The sequence below is a fragment of the Gemmatimonas phototrophica genome (assembly GCF_000695095.2).
GTDB classification, from domain to species: domain Bacteria; phylum Gemmatimonadota; class Gemmatimonadetes; order Gemmatimonadales; family Gemmatimonadaceae; genus Gemmatimonas; species Gemmatimonas phototrophica.
On sequence record NZ_CP011454.1, the window covers coordinates 1,145,106 to 1,162,129 of the forward strand.

Consider the following 17,024-nt stretch of genomic DNA (forward strand, 5'->3'; position numbering starts at 1 on the left):
CCTGCTGTTCGTTCTTCGTTTTCCCTCCGTTTGCTCTCCGTCGCCGGCGGGTTGTGTTACCGCCGCCGCTGCCTGCATTTGCTGCCCGTATTACTCGAGGATGGTCATGGTACCGCGCACCATCTCGCCCGCGCCTGTCGCGGTCGATTCATTCATTCCGCGCCACGTGGGACCGAGCCCTGCCGACCAGCAGGTCATGCTCGCCACGCTTGGCTACGATTCGCTCGACGCGTTCATTGACGCGGTGGTTCCGGAGCAGATCCGTTTTCGGGGGACGCTCAACACGGGAGCCCAGCAGAGCGAGGCCCAGGTGCTGGCGTCGCTCAGGGAGATGGCGGCGAAGAATCGCGTCTGCCGCAGTTTCATCGGCATGGGTTACTACGGCACGCATACGCCCAATGTCATCCTGCGCAATGTGATGGAGAATCCGGCGTGGTATACCGCCTATACGCCGTACCAGGCCGAGATCGCGCAGGGGCGACTGGAGGCACTGCTCAATTACCAGACCATGGTGATCGATCTCACCGGTCTCGAGATTGCCAACGCCTCGTTGCTCGATGAAGGGACGGCCGCCGCTGAAGCTATGGCGCTGGCGTTCGCGTCCAGGGGCAGCGCCACGAAGAACGTGATGCTCGTGGCGTCGGATTGCCATCCGCAGACCATTGCCGTGGTGGAAGCGCGGGCGTCGGCGCGTGGCGTCACGATCAAGGTGGCCGACCCCCGCACGTTCGTGATGGATGAGACGGTGTTCGGCGTGCTGCTGCAGTACCCTGGCACGGACGGCGCGGTCGTGGACTATCGCGGTCTGGCCGAGCAGGCGCATGCGGCCAATGCCCTGGTGATCGTGGCCAGTGACCTGCTGGCGCTGTGTGTGCTCACGCCGCCGGGTGAATGGGGCGCGGACATTGTGGTGGGGAATACGCAGCGGTTCGGGGTGCCGATGGGCTACGGTGGGCCGCACGCGGCCTTCTTCGCCACGCGCGATGAATACAAGCGGTTGCTGCCGGGGCGCATCATTGGGTTGTCGCGTGACGTGGAAGGGGCACCGGCCCTGCGCATGGCGCTGCAGACCCGTGAGCAGCATATCCGTCGCGAGAAGGCCACCTCGAACGTGTGTACGGCGCAGGTCCTGCTGGCGGTCATGGCGAGTATGTACGCCGTCTATCACGGCCCCGACGGACTGACGCAGATTGCCCATCGTGTGCATACACGTGCCGTGACGCTGGCGGCCGGCCTGGAGCGCCTCGGCTTCGCGATTACGCACGAGCACTACTTCGACACCGTGCGGGTGGAAGTGGGGGCGCATGGCCAGGAGGATATTCTGGCCGCTGCGGCGCGTCACGACATCAATCTGCGGGTGCTCGAACCCGGTACCATCACGGTCGCGGTGGACGAAACGACGACCGAGCAGGACATCGCCGATCTCTGGCAGGTGTTCAACAATGATGCTCCGGCGGATTTCGGATACGCCGACGTGGCGACCGACGCCGATGCGCGTTACGACGAGCGGTTCCGCCGAGTCACCCCGTTCCTCACGCATCCCACGTTCCACCGCTACCACAGCGAAACGGAGATGCTGCGCTATCTCTACTCGCTGCAGGCGAAGGACTTCTCGCTGGTGCATGGCATGATCCCTCTCGGGTCGTGCACGATGAAACTCAACGCCACCGCCGAAATGATTCCGGTCACGTGGCCGGAGTTTGGCGCGCTGCATCCGTTCGCCCCGCGTGAGCAGGCGGCCGGTTACGCGCAGATGTTCCGCGAGCTCGAGCATGATCTGGCGGAAGTGACCGGCTTTGCCGGTGTCTCGCTGCAGCCGAATGCCGGCTCGCAGGGGGAGTACGCCGGGTTGCTGGTCATCCGGGCGTATCATCACGCGCGCGGCGATGCGCACCGCACGGTGTGCCTCATTCCGCAGTCTGCGCACGGTACCAACCCGGCGTCGGCGGTCATGGCGGGCTTCTCCGTCGTGGTCGTGAAGACGGACACCGATGGCAACATCGATGTTGACGATCTGCGTGATAAGGCTGTGCAGCATTCGGCCAATCTCGGGGCCCTGATGGTCACGTACCCGAGCACTCACGGAGTGTTCGAGGCACGCATCAAGGAAATCACGGCCATCATCCATGAGCACGGCGGTCAGGTGTACATGGACGGGGCCAACATGAACGCGATGGTTGGCGTGTCGCGTCCGGGCGATCTGGGTGCCGATGTCTGCCACCTCAACCTGCACAAGACGTTCTGCATTCCGCACGGCGGCGGCGGTCCGGGGATGGGGCCCATTGGTGTGGCCTCGCAGCTGGTGCCGTTCCTCCCCTCGCACCCGGTGGTGGCGTCGCACGAGGTGTCCACGGCCATCGGACCCATTTCGGCCGCGCCGTGGGGCAGTGCGAGCATCCTGCCGATTTCGTACGTGTACATCAAACTGATGGGCGGCGAGGGGCTCGCCTACGCGACCAAGGTGGCAATCCTCAACGCCAACTACATCGCGAAGCAACTCGAGGCGCATTACCCGGTGCTGTACCGTGGCCAGAACGGTTTGGTGGCGCACGAGTGCATTCTGGATACGCGCGGGCTCAAAACGGTGGCGGGCATTGAAGCCGAAGACCTGGCCAAGCGGCTCATGGACTACGGGTTCCACGCCCCCACGCTGTCGTTCCCGGTGGCCGGCACGCTCATGGTGGAGCCCACGGAGAGCGAATCGAAGGAGGAGATTGACCGGTTCATCGAGGCCATGATCGGCATGCGCCACGAGATCGCAGCCATCGAGCGTGGTGAAGCGGATCGAGAGGACAACGTGCTCAAGAACGCGCCGCACACGGCAGGGCATTGCACGGCGGACGTCTGGACGCACCCGTACTCGCGTCAGCAAGCCGCGTATCCCACGCCGTGGACGCGTGACCGGAAGTTCTGGCCCACCGTGCGGCGCGTCGAAAGCGCCTTCGGCGACCGCAACCTGGTGTGCGCCTGCCCGCCGATCGAGTCGTACGCGCCGGCCTCGGCGTAACTCCTCGGCGTTTTGGTCTCAAGCGGCGCGCTCACCCCGGTGGGCGCGCCGCTTGCTTAACGGAGAGGTCCGGCGCGAGAGGCGAGACGGTGAGGCGAGAGCGCTGCGAGGCCAGACGGTGCGATGGATATCGAGTGTGAGAATGCCAGATAACCACGACAATGAGAGGTGCGGGTGCTGGCGTCCGCACGGGGGCAAACGGCGCGGGCGGTCGCCGCACCTGCAAACGAAAGGGCCCCGGCGCACGAAGCACCGGGGCCCTTTTACATGGCGCGCGCGGGTTACTCGCCCAGCTGCGTGCGATAGTCGTCCGCGCTCATGAGCCCCGCGTCGCCGCCGGGGGCGACTCGCACCTTGATCATCCAGCCGTCGCCGTACGGGTCGTTGTTAATGAGCGCCGGTTCACCGTCCAGGCGTCCGTTCACCTCTACGACCTCTCCTGCCACCGGCATGAACAGCTCGGAAACGGCCTTCACGGCTTCGACCGTGCCGAACACATCATGCGACCCATAGGTGGCGCCTACTTTGGGCAACTCAACGTACACGATATCGCCCAGTTCGCCCTGCGCATAATCGGTAATGCCGATAACCACCACGTCACCCTCCGACGTGGACTGTACGTACTCATGTTCCTTGGTATAGCGCAGATCGGCGGGGATGTTCGACACGATGACTCCAGATGGGATTGGGAAACACGAACAGCCGAAGTATCCCCTCGTGGCGCCCGGAGCGGAAGTCTGCGAGCCCCGATTCAGCGGCGCGCGCGCTCAATGGCGTCCCAGACCGCTGCCACTTGGGTCACCAGGGCCTCCCGGGGGCCGTCATTGTCGATGATCCAGGTCGCCCCCGCCCGCTTCCGCTCCGACGGCCATTGGGCATCGATCATGCGCTGCGCCTCCTCGGCGGAGAGCCCCCGGTCGCGCACCAGACGCCCCAGTCGTACCGCCGGCGCGGCGTCCACCAGGATGACCCCGTCGAACTGCTGCTCCAATCCCACTTCGAACAGGAGCGGAATGTCCGAGATGATCACCTGATCGCCACGGGCCAGCGCGTCCTGTACCGCCACCTCGCGTCGGCGGCGCACATCTGGATGCACGATTGCATTCAGCGCGTCGCGCGCGGCGGGGTCGGCAAACACCTGCTCGCGCAGCGCGGCACGGTCCAGCGTTCCATTGGGCTGGAGCACCGCGGGGCCGAAATGCGCCACCACGGCGGCAAGCCCGGGAGATCCCGGTGCCACGGCCTCGCGTGCGAGCAGGTCGGCATCGATGATCGTGGCGCCGTGGCTGGCGAACAGGGCCGCCACCGTGGACTTCCCGCTGGCGATGTTTCCCGTCAGCGCGAGATGGAGTGCGTGGGCCATGCCCCAAAGTATGCCGCGACACTCCCGGGCGCTGCTCCGACTGGCGGGCGCCAAACGCCGAAAGCCCCCGGCGCTTGCCGGAGGCTTTCGGTGAGTCAGTTGCAATCAGGCCGCAGCCGAATCGGCGAGGTCGTCGTCGAGGTCGGACACTTGACGGCGCTTCTCTCGATTCACGAGCAGTTCCTGAATTACCCAGCTTGCGCCGCCCCGTAACCGAATCTGGTGCGGCGTGCAGCCCAGGTACCGCTGGCAGGTGTTCCGGAAGGCCGATCCGGAGGGGAAATCGAGTGCGCTGGCCACGCCATCTGCACTGCGAGATCCGTCTTCCAGCATGCTGGCCGCGACAATGAGGCGGCCCCACGTGAGCAACTGGTGCGGCGGCGGCAACTGCGCTCCTTCCAGGCGCTTCGACAGCAACCGGCGGGAGACGGCAATCAATCGCGCCAGACTGTCCGGGGTGAGCCGCTCATGCGCCCGCGTTACGGATAGCATCACTGCATCACGTACCACGCTGCGGAGGCCGGCGAGGTGCGGCTTGAGCAAGCTGGACACGCTGCGGGCCTCGGCCTGATCGAGCAGCGTCGCGAGCATCTGCGGCGTATCGGTCTCATCCGCCACGATCAGGACGTCAATCCCGCAGCGCCCGGCGTCGAACATATCCTTGGCACGTTCCCGGGTAACATCCACATACGCCACCAGCGCCGCACGAGGGACACGAATGCGCAGCTGACGAACTCGCTCGAAGTCGGCGCGGCCGTCCACATACAGGTCGAAGACGACCACATTGATTGGCCCGCGCTCACACGCCCGTGTAAGGGAGGTCCAGTCTTCGCAGGGCACAAACCGATATCGATCCCGCGCGGCGCTCTTGAGCCGTGCGAGTCGTGGTTCATGCGCGAGCAACGTCGCGATTACGCCCATGCGACGATTCCGTCCAGGGAAAGTGAAAAAGGGAACTGCGATATCACACACAAGACGCTGAACCGGCAGAAAGCGTCACACGGCGCGTCGTTTCTCCGGTCCCCAGCGGCATTTTTCGCGCGAACGCCACGGTTGCCCCCTGACAAGGGCACCCCGGACCATCACATTTCAGCTGTCACCGCCAACCCCCCCGGTCATTGCCCGCATCTGCTTCCAAACGCTTCGCTGACCTGCTGGCCATGCACGACGCACTGGGCGATGCCCTGCTCGTCCTGGACGCTGGTGGACGGGTCTCGCAGGCCAATGTGCGCGGCGCGTCGCTCTTGGCGGCGTTGGGCGCCGCGCTGGGCGAGGTCTTGCCAGAGGCCGCGGGCGTGTCGCCCACACTGCAGGCGTGGTTGCGGACCGGCTTGCGTGGGGAGCCCACGCGTCCGGTGCGGGTCGATGGCGCGGGCGAAGACGACGGGCCGGTGCATATCTGGGAATGCACGGTTGTGTCACCCCCTGGCCTGCCCGGCGCGACCCTGGTGCGCGGGCACGAGGTCACCGCCCTGGTTACGCGGGTCGAGGACAGTGAGCTCGCGCTGCAGAACTACCGGTTGCTCACCGCCCAGATGCGGGAGATGCTGTTCCTGGTGCGTGTGGAAGGGCCGGGGCGGTTTATTTGCGAAACCGTGAATCAGGCTTACCTCCTGGTGACGGGGCTGCGTGAGGAAGATGTGGTGGGGCGGCGCCCCGATGAGGTGCTGGCCCCTGCCGAGGCGGCGTTTGCCATCGCACGGTACGAGCAGGCCATCCGGTCGCAGGAGCCCATTACCTACCGTGAGGAGGTGTTACTCCCCTCGGGGCCCCTCATTGTGGAGACCCGGCTCTCCGTTCGTCGGGACAGCGACGGACGCCCCACGCATCTGGTGGGGTTGGCGCGCAATGTGACCGACGTGGAGCAGGCAGCGTTGGCGCTTGCCGCCTCGGAAGCCCGCTTGCGCGGCGTGCTCGACGCGGGCTTTGATGCGTTCGTGATCGCCCGCGCCGAGCGCGGCCCCGATGGACGGATCACGGATTTCGTCATCATCGATGTGAACGCACAGGCCTGTGAAATGATTGCCCGCCGACGCGAGCAAATCATTGGCCGTTCACTGCTGGATGTGTTCCCGCGCAGCCGCGAGTGGGGGTTGTGGGAACAGTGCTGCATGGTGGTCATCACGCATCAGCCGTTGGAGACCACGCAGTTCGCGCCCACGGATGACGAGCCCGCGCGTTGGTTGCAGCGCCAGCTCGTGCCGGTGGACACCAACGCCGTGGCCATCAGTTCACGGGATATCACGCAGCGCCAGCTCGAACGGCTGGCGCTGGAATCCAGTGAATCCCGTCACCGGCAGTTGTTTGAGACCAACGGAGCCATCCAATTGCTCGTCGAGTTCGATACGGCGCGCATTGTGGACGTGAATCCGGCGGCGGAGGCCTTTTATGGATGGCCACGGGCCACCATGCGGGAGATGTATCTCACCGACCTCGAAAGCATTGCCATCGATCACTGGCGTGAGCTCACGAGCGGTATTGCCACTGGAACCGGGTTGCAGCTGCAGCGCGATCACCGCATTGCCAGCGGTGAGCTGCGCCAGGTGGAGGCGTTTATTGGCGTCGCGGAAATCTCCGAGCGACGCCTGCTTCACATCATCATTCAGGATATTTCCGATCGCGTGCGCGCCGAGCGCGAGTTGCGCGAGTCCGAGGCACGCTTTCGAGCCGTGATTGCGGGGATGCGCGAAGGCGTGGTGCTGCACGATGCTACCGGCACGATCCGGGTGCACAACCCGAGTGCGGAACGCATTCTGGGACTGACCGGGGATCAGGTGGCTGGTCTTGTTCCTGTTGCAGATGACTGGCAGGCCGTGCGGGAAGATGGGTCTCTCTGGCCGCTGGAAGAACGGCCGGCGATCACGGCGTTGCGTACTGGCAAAGGGCAGCCGCGCCAACTGATGGGGATCCTGCGTGGCGATGCCGAGCCGGTGTGGTTGAGCGTCACCGCCGACCCGCTCATCCGGGCTGGCGAGTCACGCCCGTATGCCTCGGTGGCCGTGTTCACGGATGTCACGGAGACGCGGGCGTCGGAGGAGCGGTTACGGCAGGCCCAGAAGCTTGAGGCGGTGGCGCAGCTGGCCGGTGGCATTGGCCACGACTACAACAATCTGCTCACTGTCATACGCGGGGCCACCGGGTTCCTGCGCGAAGGGGTTGGCCCCACGTCGCCGCATCTCGAGGATATTTCGGCCATCGAGCGGGCCACTGAGCGCGCCGAGGACCTCACACGGCAGCTGCTGGCCGTGGGACGTCGCCAAATGCTGCGCACGGAATCGGTGGAGCTGAATCAGCTGTTGAACGTGCAGCTGCCCATCATTCGCGACGAAGTCCCGTTCTCCGTGATGGTGAAGCTTGAGCTTTCACCAACGCCGGTTGCTGCCACCATCGATCGCTCACGGTTGCTGGATGCCCTGCGGGCACTAGTGGACAATGCCCGCACGGCGATGCCCGCCGGTGGCATGTTGGTGTTGCGATCAGCCGAGGTGATGCGGACGCACCCGCACGAGCCGAGGGATACCCGCCCTCGATTTTTTGCGATGTTGGAAGTGCGGGACACCGGCGCGGGGATGAGTGATGACATCCGGGCTCGCCTATTCGAGCCGTTCTTCTCCACGCAGCCCTTCGGCACCAGTCGCGGGATGGGACTCGCATCGGTGCACGGCATGGTGCATCAAAGCCGCGGGTTTCTGGAATGTGAATCGGCCCCTGGTGAAGGAACCACGTTGCGGCTCTTCTTCCCGCTGGCCGGTGCGCCCAAGACGCCGGCGTTTTCGATGCCAGCCGTGGTGCAGGACGTTCGGGCCGGCGGCGTGCTGCTGGTGGATGATGATCCAATGTTGCGGGACCTTGGCAAGCGCATGCTCGATCGGCTCTCGGAGACCGTGTACGTCGTGGAGTCGGGGGCGGAGGCGCTGGCGTTTCTGGCGAGTCGCGCGTCGGATGTGTCAGTGATCGTTACCGATCTCACCATGCCGGAAATGTCGGGGCTCGAACTGATTGAGCAGTTGGCGCTCCACTATCCGGCATTGCCAGTCGTCGCGGTGAGCGGGTTTGCCGTGAATCCGGGCGCGCGCACGGAGCTGGATGCGCGACATGTGCCCTTCGTGGCGAAGCCGTTCACGATGCAGGATTTACAACAGGCGATGGAGTTGGCCCGGGGGGCACGACGGGGCTGAGGGCCGTACGGCCACCAGCCCCGCTCACCCCGTGTGCACGTCCCAGGCGTGGCGCATCGTCAGAGCAGGCTCTGTTGCGCCTCATCACGACGCGGGACCTGATGACAGGCCCGACAGCGCGCTTCATAGGAATCGGCCGCTCCCACCATGATGGTGGGAGATTCATAAGGCGCCGGCTTCCCTTCAATTAGGCGTTGCGTGCGGCTGGCGGGTGACCCGCACAGCACACAGATGGCGTGCAGCTTGTCCACGACTTCGGCCATCGCCATCAGTTGCGGCATGGGGCCGAAGGGTTCGCCGCGGAAATCGGTGTCGATGCCCGCCATGATGACGCGACGGCCACGATCGGCCAGACTCGCCACCACGTTCACAATCCCGACGTCGAGAAACTGGACTTCGTCCACGGCGATCACCTGCGCCATGGGATCGAGGCGCAGCAGAATCTGCGATGACGAATCAACCGGGGTTGCCTCGAAGGTGCGTCGGTCGTGGCTCGAGACCGCCCAGAGGCCAGCGTAGCGATCGTCGAGATGCGACTTGAACACTTGCACGCGTTTGCGGGCAATCGTGGCGCGCCGGACTCGACGCAGCAGCTCTTCCGTCTTGCCGCTGAACATCGAGCCGGCGATGACCTCCATCCATCCACCGGATGCCTGAAAGCCGCCACTCATGGGTTACGCCTCGTCGTTCCGCTCGGGGGCGGGACCGGCCGGGCGTTCACGCTTGGCGTGCTTCATGCGCTCGGCACGCTCCGACCACTCCGCACGATTTTCCGTGCGTTCGCCAATGGGACGATCGCCGAACGCGCGACGTTCATCGGAGGCGCGCGGCGGACGGTCGTTGCCAAACTCACGACGCGGTCCACGCTCGCCGCCAGACGATGGACGGGCGGGCCGATCGCCACGGTCAAAGCTGCGGGCCGGACGATCGCCGCGATCGAAGCTGCGAGCCGGACGTTCACTGCGGTCGCCACCGAAGTCCCGGCGCGGGCCACGGTCACCACCGTCCCGGCGCGGACCACGGTCACCGCCCCCCGGGCGCGGACCGCGGTCACCGCCTTCGCGGCGCGGACCGCGATCGCCGAAGTCGCGGCGGGGGCCACGATCACCACCGCCGAACTCCCGGCGCGGCCCGCGGTCGCCAAAGCCACCACGCTCCGGACGGTCACTGCGCTCGTCAATGCGCGCGCTCAGACGCCGGCCACGCAATGTTGCGTTGGCCAACGCTTCAACCACCTTGTGCGCGTCGGCGGCATCCAGCTCGACCGTCGAGTGCGACTCGAACATTTCGACAGCGCCGATCTTCTCACCCGGGATACCCCCTTCGTTGGCAATCGCGCCAACAATGTCACCGACACGCACATTGTCGCGCTTGCCGGCGGCGAGGAACACGCGCTGCTTGCCCGCCGGCGCATCCGCGGCGGCATCCTTGGGCGTTTCGCGAATAGTGGACTTGGCGCCCGCCGTGGCGGCCTTGGCGCGGTTGGCCATGGCTTCGCGCTTGGCCCCTTCGTACAGGCGCAGGGCGGCGCAGGCGATTTCGAGCGAGTCGTTCGTTTCCAACAGCGGAGCGAGCAACGCCAACTCACTGGCGGATGCCGCTCCGTTGGCGAGCGTGGTGCGCAGCGCCGTGCGCAGCAGTTGCACCCGATCTTCCGCCGACGCCTTCTTGGGCGCGGGCGTCCAGGCTTCCGCCAGGTTGGCGGACATGCGACGGAACGCAGGCAGCTCATCGGGGAGGAGCAGCGCCACCGCGTCCACCGGGCGCATGGCGAGGGCATCGACCAGTGCGTCGTAGGTGGCCGGGGCCTCCCAGAGTACCGCCATGGCGACGTGCTGTGCGGTAGGCTGCCGAGTGACTTGCACACTCAGGCCATCCACCGGAATGCCGAGGCGGGCCAACGCGGCGGTGGCTTCTTCAATGCCAGCATCGGTTGCGGCGATGAGCACCAGCGACGGCGGATCGGTTTCGTCGAGCACCAGACGCAGGGCGTCAGTGCGTCCGGCGGGTGAGGTAAGCACGAAGCGCGGCGTCACGGCCAACGGCGCGTCGCCCAGCAACAGGGCAGGCATGCGGCGGGCGCGACGGAGCTGGGCCTCAAGGAAGGCCTCCGTTTCCGGCGTTTCGCTATCGAGGGTGGCCACGCGGCTGACTTCAGCCGGGGCATCGCCCAACAGCGCCTGCAGGGTATCCCCGCCGTTGGCGGCCAGCATTTCGTCGAGGCCGACAATGACGACCGTCTGCAACTGCTCGAGGTTGAGCGCGGCGCTGCGACGCAGCGCCAGCAGATCGGCCGGTGTGCCCGTGGCAATGGAGACGGGCGCCGCACCAAGGATTCGGCGCGCCCGCACGGCGCCAGTGACCGGCACGACGCGGATGGATGGATCGGCGAGCAGACGGCGGGCCTGGTCGGCCGCGGCCATGGCCTGCTCGATGGTGGGGGTGATCACGAGGCACGCCGGTGCTCCCGTCTGGCCGCCCTCGCGGCTCCGTTCGACACCGGGGCGCATGGCCGCGGTCATCGTGCGCAAATCGGCGGGGCCTTGCAGCACCACATGCTGGCTCCGCGTCGCCCCTGGCGACGTCTCTTCCCGTTCCTGCTCGCTCACACCCACCCCATCAGTTGTTAGTCAGCCCGGCGGTCCAACCACCGGTATATGCGCCCCCATGGCGCTGCCCGTCCGTCATGGCGCGTGCTCCCGGAGCACGCTTAATTGCCTCGCAGCTATCCTGACGATCCGTCCCGGTTCCCCGACCTACAGGCCAAACCGGTCTGACAAAGCTAGTCGATTCCGGCCCCAATACCACTCCGAGCCACTGCTCGTCATGCCGCTGTCCTTCCAGCCGTCCCCGAACATTACCCGACTCAAGGAATCCGCCACGTTGGCCGTGGCGGCCAAAGCCCGCGCCTTGAAGGCGCAGGGGATTCCCGTGATCGATCTCGGGGCAGGGGAGCCGGATTTTGATACGCCGCCCTTTATCCGGCAGGCGGCCGCCAAGGCCATGGAGGCAGGGGCCACGCGGTACACCAATACCGAAGGCATTCTGCCGCTGCGCGAGGCCATTGCCGCCGACGCCAATCGCATCCAGGTGCAGGGCGCACCGGTCACGGCGTCGGAAGTGGTGGTCTCCAACGGATCCAAGCAGTCGCTCTACAACGCCTGTGTCTGCTGCTTTGGCCCCGGCGATGATGTGCTGATCCCGATTCCGTCGTGGACCAGCTACTTCGAAATGGTGGAACTGTCGCGCGCCAATGCCGTTCCCGTGCTGGGTGATCCAGCCAACTCCCTCAAAGTGACCGCCGCGATGCTCGCGGCGGCCGGGACGCCGCGCACGAAGGGGGTGATGATCAATTCGCCCAGCAACCCCACGGGGGCGGTGTATTCGCGCACTGAGTTGGCGGACATTCTGGCGCTGGCTGCGGAACGGGGATGGTGGGTGATTGCCGACGAGATCTATCTGCGCATCGACTACCATGGCGACGCCGTCTCGGCGCTCGAAGTGGCGACGTCGCGCGACAATCTCATCGTGATCAATGGCGTGGCCAAAGCGTACGCCATGACCGGCTGGCGCATTGGGTGGAGCATTGCGCCCGTCGCTGTGTCCAAGGCTATGACCAACTTCCAGGGGCACACGACATCCAATGCCGCCGCGGTGTCGCAGCATGCCGCACTCGCGGCGCTGGCGGAGCGCGAACAGGCCGATGCGGCCGTGTCGGAGATGGTGGCCGCGTTCCGTCGCCGGCGTGATGCCGTGGTGCAGGCGTTGTCCGCTTTTCCGACGGTGCAGTACGTACAGCCGGCTGGTGCGTTCTACATCTACGTCAATGTGGACGGCTTTCGCGGCGCCGCTGATCCCGGCGCGGCCTTTGCCGCGGCAGTGCTTGAGGAGTATCAGGTGGCCATTGTTCCGGGCAGTGCATTCGGCACGCCCAACTGGATTCGCGCCAGCTACGCCACAACCGATGCCATTGCCGTGGAAGGCGTCACGCGCATTGCCACGTGCCTGACGGCAGCAGCCAAGGAGACGACACGATGATCACGACGATTGTGCTGGTGCAGGCGGATCCCAAGAGTATCCCCGAGTGTGCGACGGCGCTGGCGGGGATTGACGGTGTTGCCGAGGTGTACTCGGTGTCAGGGGCGTGGGATCTGGTCGCCATTGTCCGCGTGCCGGATCTGGAAAAGATCGCCACCGTGGTGACCCAGGAATTCGCCAAGGTGCCCGGCATTCAGCGCACCCAGACCCTCACGGCGTTCCGGACGTACAGCAAGGGCGATCTCGAACAGGCGTGGGATATTGGCGTGGAGTAGGGCGTCTCGCCCGTACCCCGGGCGGTCGCTGCGGCCCGCGTTGACGCGGCCTAGCCCACGCAGCGCGTGCGTTCGTAGGTGAACGCGGCAATCCACGTGTCACCTTCGTAGCGGTAGCTGTACGTCACGAGTTCGGCCCGCGGGATTTTTTCTCCCAGTCCGAAGAACAGCTCGGCCCGTCCATCGCCGTCGCCATCCAATGCGCCAAGAAACCGTTTGCGTGGCGCAATGCGACTGGAACTCACGTCGGCAATGATGAGGGATGGCTTGTAGCCGTAAATGCCCTTGTCGAGCACCACAATGAGCTGACGGGGCCGTTCCGCGAGTCGCGTGGCCCCCTCCGGAAGCTCTTCCGGATCTTCGTACGTAACCACGATGGTGGGACTGCGGGTGGCGCCCGTGCCGACGACCGCCACATCGCGGCGATAGCGCGACATTTTTGACAGCGGTACGCCAGAAGACGGTGCCACCAGGGTCGTGACCACGTTCATCACATCCTGCAATTCCCCCTCACCAATACCGTTGGGTACCGTGCGCAGTGGCGTCCGGCCGCTGGTGAGCAGGTGTACGCCGTCGGGAATGCTCATGGCGGCTCCCGGCAGGAGCAGATTGCATCCGGGCAGTGAGTCGAGCGGGGTCCCTTCCCACATGCCCCGACTGCTACGGATCGGCGACAGCGCTTCGCTCCCCCGATAGGGCACAAACGCGCTTCCCGCTTGCATAGACTGCACATCCAGAGCACGCCATCCCCGACCGGTCAGCGTCAGAGCGCGCAAGCCGTTGGCGCCCACCGTGGCAAAGGGAACGGCGCGCGCGCCATCGGCAGTGCGTACGGCGCGAAACAGGACCATGGGCTGTCGCGCCAACACCGTGCTGTCGTTTTGCCAGGCGTTGTCGACCGGGGGCGGATTCAGGGCGCTCTTGATGCGGTCGCACCCGGTCAGTGAGAACAGGGCGGCCAGCAGCGTGCCGGAGGCGAGGCGGATTCGTGGAGGACAGATCACACAGGCAGTTTCGTTCAGCCGGACCCGGAAGTCCACCGGTCAGCCATTCGCGGGGGCAGCTGAGTTGTGCCCGGCCCGCTGCCGCGCTAGCCTGTCCACGTGACCTCCGTTGTACCAGTTGCCCACCCGACGCCCCCTGAGGCGTCCGTCCATTCGGCGACGCTCACCGCCACCCTGCGGGCGCTGCGTCCGCTGCTGGCGGATCTGAATACCGCCCCGTTCGCCGATGGCGCCCCACTGGAGCGGCTGGTGATGCGGGCCGACACGCCGGTGGTGTCGTCGTGTCTCCCGCTCGAACCGGCGGGCGCAAAGGCGGTCGCCCCACGCGCCACCCCGCTGGTCGCGGCGTTTCTTGACGGCATTCAGCGCAGCCGCGTGGTGGCTTATGCAGATGGCACGCCGCTCATTTTCGCGACCGTGGCAGCGGCGGTCCGGCAACGCACCAACGGCCACCTGGAGTCATGGGCGCTACCCCAGGTCCGTCGTCTCCTGTTGGCCTCCCGGGAAGCATTGGGGACGGCCCGGTGGGAACAGCTGGTGGCGGCCGGTGTGGCGGTGGTGGATGTGGCGGACCACGGAGCTCCCGATGGCGAGCAGCACGAGGGGCTCTGGCACCCGCATGCATTGCGGGCCCGCGCGTTGGAGTTGGTGGCGCTGGAACGCGAACACCTCGAGCGACAGTTGGCGGCACAGTGGTGTGCCGAGGAAACGCGCTGGTTGTGGATTGACGGCGGCATCGCCGGCAACCTTGCACTGAGCGCCTCCAGCCCGGCCTTTGGTGTGGTCAAGTCACACAACACGCTCTACGGCGATGCCGCCGCGATTCGTCAGGTGCTGGCCCTTCGCGAAGGCGAACGCTCACCCGCGTTTCTGGTGGGATATCGTCCTCGGCAGGCGGTCGCCAGCTGGTATCTCCGCCTACGCGCTGCCGCGCACGGCGATCCGTTGTTCGGACTGGTGCGGGTGGAAGTCGCGCCGCCTGCCGAGGTCGCACACGGTAACGGTGGGCACGCGCAGCAGGCGGCGTTTACCGCGCTCTGCGATGAACTGTCGTCTGCCATTGTGTTGGAACGTCATCCGGTGTCGCTGCCCGATGCGCGCTGGGATACACTCGCCTACGGCGTGCACGCCGTGGAAACTTACCTGCAAGCCCTGGTCGGTCCGTGACGCACTCTCTGGTGCCCTCTCCCGTTGCGCCGTCGCGGTTGCCGCTTGGCCGTGTGGTGGCCACGGAACGCAAGCCGAACACACCGCACGAGTTTCACTTCTGGACCGCCATTGATGCCCCGATCGGGATTGGCACCATTGTGCGCGTCGAAGGCACGACACCGGTGGAGTCCACGATCCCGCAGGTGTACGGTGTCGTGATGGAAGGGTTCAGCTATTCCGACCTGCAATCCCCGCTGCATGACGTACTGGGCTACGACGGACAGCCCGCCGGCGGCGTGGTGGTGCCCACAGACCGCACCGAAATCCGCCTGTACACGGCACAGGTGCTGCGGCACCTGCCGGAAGAGCCGTTGCAGCCGGTCCCGCTCGGTCGCGTGTATCTGGCCGAGGATCACGATGTCGCGATGGCCCTCCGAATGGACGGCTACATCGCGGGGAGTGCCGCGACCGGCATTCCCGTGGGGGTCTATCGGGCCGGCGGGATGAAATCGCCCATTTTTCTTGACGCGGATTTTCTCGTCGGGCCCGAAGCCGCCCATCTGAATATTTCCGGCGTGTCCGGTCTCGCGACCAAAACGAGCGCGATCGAGTGGTTGCTGCAGTCGACCTTCGCGCACTTTCCGTCCCATCGCGGAACGGTCGCCGCGGTGTGTTTCAACGTGAAAGGTCCGGATCTGTGTTTCTTGGACCAGCCCGGGACGTTGGAAGAGAGCGACCGCGATATGTACGAACTGCTGGGGGTGCCTCCCACGCCTTTCCAGCAGGTGCGCTACTTCGCGCCGTACACAGCGCGTGGTTATGCGCTCAATACCTTGCGTTCCAATGAGGCACTTGCCGACACGGTGACGCCACTCACGTGGGGCCTCTCGGAAGTCCTGCAGTTTGCCGAGGTGCTGCTGAACAAGGATGATGTGGACGCCAAGGCCGACGCGCTCATCGACTTTATTCGTGAACGGGTGGTGGGCAAGGAGTTCGACGAGGCGGGTTTCTCACGCACCCATCGGGTACATTCCTTCGCCGATCTCGATGCGTGGTTCCGTGAAGTCCTGCGCAAGTTGGAAGACTCCAACGGTGATACCTGGCGTACCCATCACGCGGCCACCATCCGCAAGGTCCGCAACCGTCTGTCCAATCTCTCCACGCGCTGTGCCGGATTGGTCACTGACGACGGATTGGCCTCGGATCTCCCTTTCGGGAGCTTCGAGGACCGCGTGGTGTACGTGGTGGATGTGGCCAACGTGGAAGAAGACGCGCAGAATCTGGTGTTCGCCCGGGTTGTCTCGAAGCTGCGCGAGCATCTCGAACGGCGCGATCTGGGCGTGGACCATGTGATCGTCTTCGTGGACGAACTCAACAAGTATGCACCGCACGACGGTCCCGAGACATATGTGCGGAAGATGCTGCTCGATATCGCCGAACGTGGTCGCTACCTGGGGTTGGTGCTCTTTGGTGCGGAGCAATTCCGCTCGCAGGTCCATCGGCGGGTGGTGGGCAATGCGGGGACGACCCTGTACGGTCGCATGGATGCCGACGAACTGGCCACTCCGGGGTACCAGGTGCTCAGCCCTGCGGTGAAGGCCCGTCTGGCCACGCTAGATAAGGGTCAACTCATGGTGCGTCATCCGCACTTCACGCAACCCGTCTTCATCCGATTCCCGAGGCCGGCGGTGATGACCGGTCGCGAAGGGGTGGAGCGCTTTCCGCAGGCGCCCGAGCCAACGGCGGCCCAGGCCGTGACGCGGGATCTTCGGCGCCTCGACCCGAGTATCGAACTCGGTTGGGTGCAGCAAACCATTCTGCTGTACGATGAACCTGTTGTCCTCGCCGCCCGGAATGCCGTGATGCGTACCCGTCCCGATGCTGTCAAAAGTGCCTTTGTCCGCGAACTCCAGCGCCGGGCCGTCCCCACGGCCCGCGACGCTGAGGCTGTCGTGCATCGGCCGCGGGCCATCCGCCCATTCTCTGCCGACGAATACGGCGGGTGAGCGT

The 17,024-nt window shown here is 65.6% G+C and carries 12 protein-coding genes; 6 read left to right on the forward strand and 6 right to left on the reverse strand.

Annotated features, from left to right (window positions below):
* The first annotated feature begins 100 nt into the window (after positions 1 to 100).
* A complete protein-coding gene (gene gcvP, locus GEMMAAP_RS04730) occupies positions 101 to 3,007 on the forward strand; it encodes an aminomethyl-transferring glycine dehydrogenase (RefSeq protein ID WP_026850038.1) in 2,907 nt (968 codons plus the stop codon).
* 281 nt (positions 3,008 to 3,288) lie between these two features.
* Here gcvP and gcvH read toward each other — a convergent pair whose 3' ends face one another.
* The 3 genes from gcvH to GEMMAAP_RS04745 all read right to left on the reverse strand — a co-directional run bounded on the left by gcvH (position 3,289) and on the right by GEMMAAP_RS04745 (position 5,291).
* A complete protein-coding gene (gcvH, locus tag GEMMAAP_RS04735) occupies positions 3,289 to 3,675 on the reverse strand; it encodes a glycine cleavage system protein GcvH (protein WP_026850037.1) in 387 nt (128 codons plus the stop codon).
* Positions 3,676 to 3,758: 83 nt separating this feature from the next.
* Positions 3,759 to 4,370, reverse strand: coding sequence for a dephospho-CoA kinase (gene coaE / locus GEMMAAP_RS04740; protein ID WP_026850036.1), 612 nt, complete (start codon positions 4,368 to 4,370; stop codon positions 3,759 to 3,761).
* A gap of 105 nt (positions 4,371 to 4,475) precedes the next feature.
* Positions 4,476 to 5,291, reverse strand: coding sequence for a helix-turn-helix transcriptional regulator (locus GEMMAAP_RS04745; RefSeq protein WP_026850035.1), 816 nt, complete (start codon positions 5,289 to 5,291; stop codon positions 4,476 to 4,478).
* 239 nt (positions 5,292 to 5,530) lie between these two features.
* Between GEMMAAP_RS04745 and GEMMAAP_RS04750 the strand changes: the two genes are divergently transcribed.
* The gene (locus GEMMAAP_RS04750; RefSeq protein WP_158514735.1) at positions 5,531 to 8,548 is read left to right on the forward strand and encodes a hybrid sensor histidine kinase/response regulator; all 3,018 of its coding nucleotides are present in this window, start codon (positions 5,531 to 5,533) and stop codon (positions 8,546 to 8,548) included.
* 59 nt (positions 8,549 to 8,607) lie between these two features.
* Here the strand turns inward: GEMMAAP_RS04750 and GEMMAAP_RS04755 are convergent, their stop codons facing one another.
* Both GEMMAAP_RS04755 and GEMMAAP_RS04760 read right to left on the reverse strand, forming a co-directional pair.
* Positions 8,608 to 9,219, reverse strand: a complete 612-nt coding sequence (locus GEMMAAP_RS04755; RefSeq protein WP_026850033.1) for a thymidine kinase — start codon at positions 9,217 to 9,219, stop codon at positions 8,608 to 8,610.
* 3 nt (positions 9,220 to 9,222) lie between these two features.
* Entirely contained in the window at positions 9,223 to 11,157 is a 1,935-nt protein-coding gene (locus tag GEMMAAP_RS04760; protein ID WP_158514736.1) for a DbpA RNA binding domain-containing protein, read from the reverse strand.
* 217 nt (positions 11,158 to 11,374) lie between these two features.
* On the opposite strand from GEMMAAP_RS04760, the gene GEMMAAP_RS04765 reads away from it, so the two are divergent.
* Together GEMMAAP_RS04765 and GEMMAAP_RS04770 are read left to right on the forward strand one after the other, a co-directional pair.
* Positions 11,375 to 12,586 carry a pyridoxal phosphate-dependent aminotransferase gene (locus GEMMAAP_RS04765; protein WP_053334254.1) on the forward strand — a complete coding sequence of 404 codons (1,212 nt, stop codon included), beginning with the start codon at positions 11,375 to 11,377 and terminating at the stop codon, positions 12,584 to 12,586.
* On the forward strand, positions 12,583 to 12,861 hold the full coding sequence (locus tag GEMMAAP_RS04770; RefSeq protein WP_026850030.1) for an Lrp/AsnC family transcriptional regulator: 279 nt from the start codon (positions 12,583 to 12,585) through the stop codon (positions 12,859 to 12,861). The genes GEMMAAP_RS04765 and GEMMAAP_RS04770 overlap by 4 nt, the downstream gene beginning before the upstream one ends.
* A gap of 50 nt (positions 12,862 to 12,911) precedes the next feature.
* On the opposite strand, the gene GEMMAAP_RS04775 is transcribed toward GEMMAAP_RS04770, so the two are convergent.
* Positions 12,912 to 13,865, reverse strand: a complete 954-nt coding sequence (locus GEMMAAP_RS04775) for a hypothetical protein (RefSeq protein WP_145979008.1) — start codon at positions 13,863 to 13,865, stop codon at positions 12,912 to 12,914.
* A 99-nt stretch (positions 13,866 to 13,964) separates the two neighbouring features.
* Between GEMMAAP_RS04775 and GEMMAAP_RS04780 the strand changes: the two genes are divergently transcribed.
* Positions 13,965 to 15,032, forward strand: coding sequence for a hypothetical protein (locus GEMMAAP_RS04780; protein ID WP_026850028.1), 1,068 nt, complete (start codon positions 13,965 to 13,967; stop codon positions 15,030 to 15,032).
* The gene (locus GEMMAAP_RS04785) at positions 15,029 to 17,020 is read left to right on the forward strand and encodes an ATP-binding protein (RefSeq protein ID WP_053334253.1); all 1,992 of its coding nucleotides are present in this window, start codon (positions 15,029 to 15,031) and stop codon (positions 17,018 to 17,020) included. The genes GEMMAAP_RS04780 and GEMMAAP_RS04785 overlap by 4 nt, the downstream gene beginning before the upstream one ends.
* The last annotated feature ends 4 nt before the right edge of the window (positions 17,021 to 17,024 follow it).

What these genes read in the sequence shown, in the direction of transcription:
- GEMMAAP_RS04745 (WP_026850035.1), bottom strand. Translation starts at nt 5,291, where the DNA reads ATGGGCGTAATCGCGACGTTGCTCGCGCATGAACCACGACTCGCACGG.
- gcvP (WP_026850038.1), top strand. Translation starts at nt 101, where the DNA reads ATGGTCATGGTACCGCGCACCATCTCGCCCGCGCCTGTCGCGGTCGAT.
- GEMMAAP_RS04765 (WP_053334254.1), top strand. Translation starts at nt 11,375, where the DNA reads ATGCCGCTGTCCTTCCAGCCGTCCCCGAACATTACCCGACTCAAGGAA.
- GEMMAAP_RS04755 (WP_026850033.1), bottom strand. Translation starts at nt 9,219, where the DNA reads ATGAGTGGCGGCTTTCAGGCATCCGGTGGATGGATGGAGGTCATCGCC.
- GEMMAAP_RS04750 (WP_158514735.1), top strand. Translation starts at nt 5,531, where the DNA reads ATGCACGACGCACTGGGCGATGCCCTGCTCGTCCTGGACGCTGGTGGA.
- coaE (WP_026850036.1), bottom strand. Translation starts at nt 4,370, where the DNA reads ATGGCCCACGCACTCCATCTCGCGCTGACGGGAAACATCGCCAGCGGG.
- GEMMAAP_RS04770 (WP_026850030.1), top strand. Translation starts at nt 12,583, where the DNA reads ATGATCACGACGATTGTGCTGGTGCAGGCGGATCCCAAGAGTATCCCC.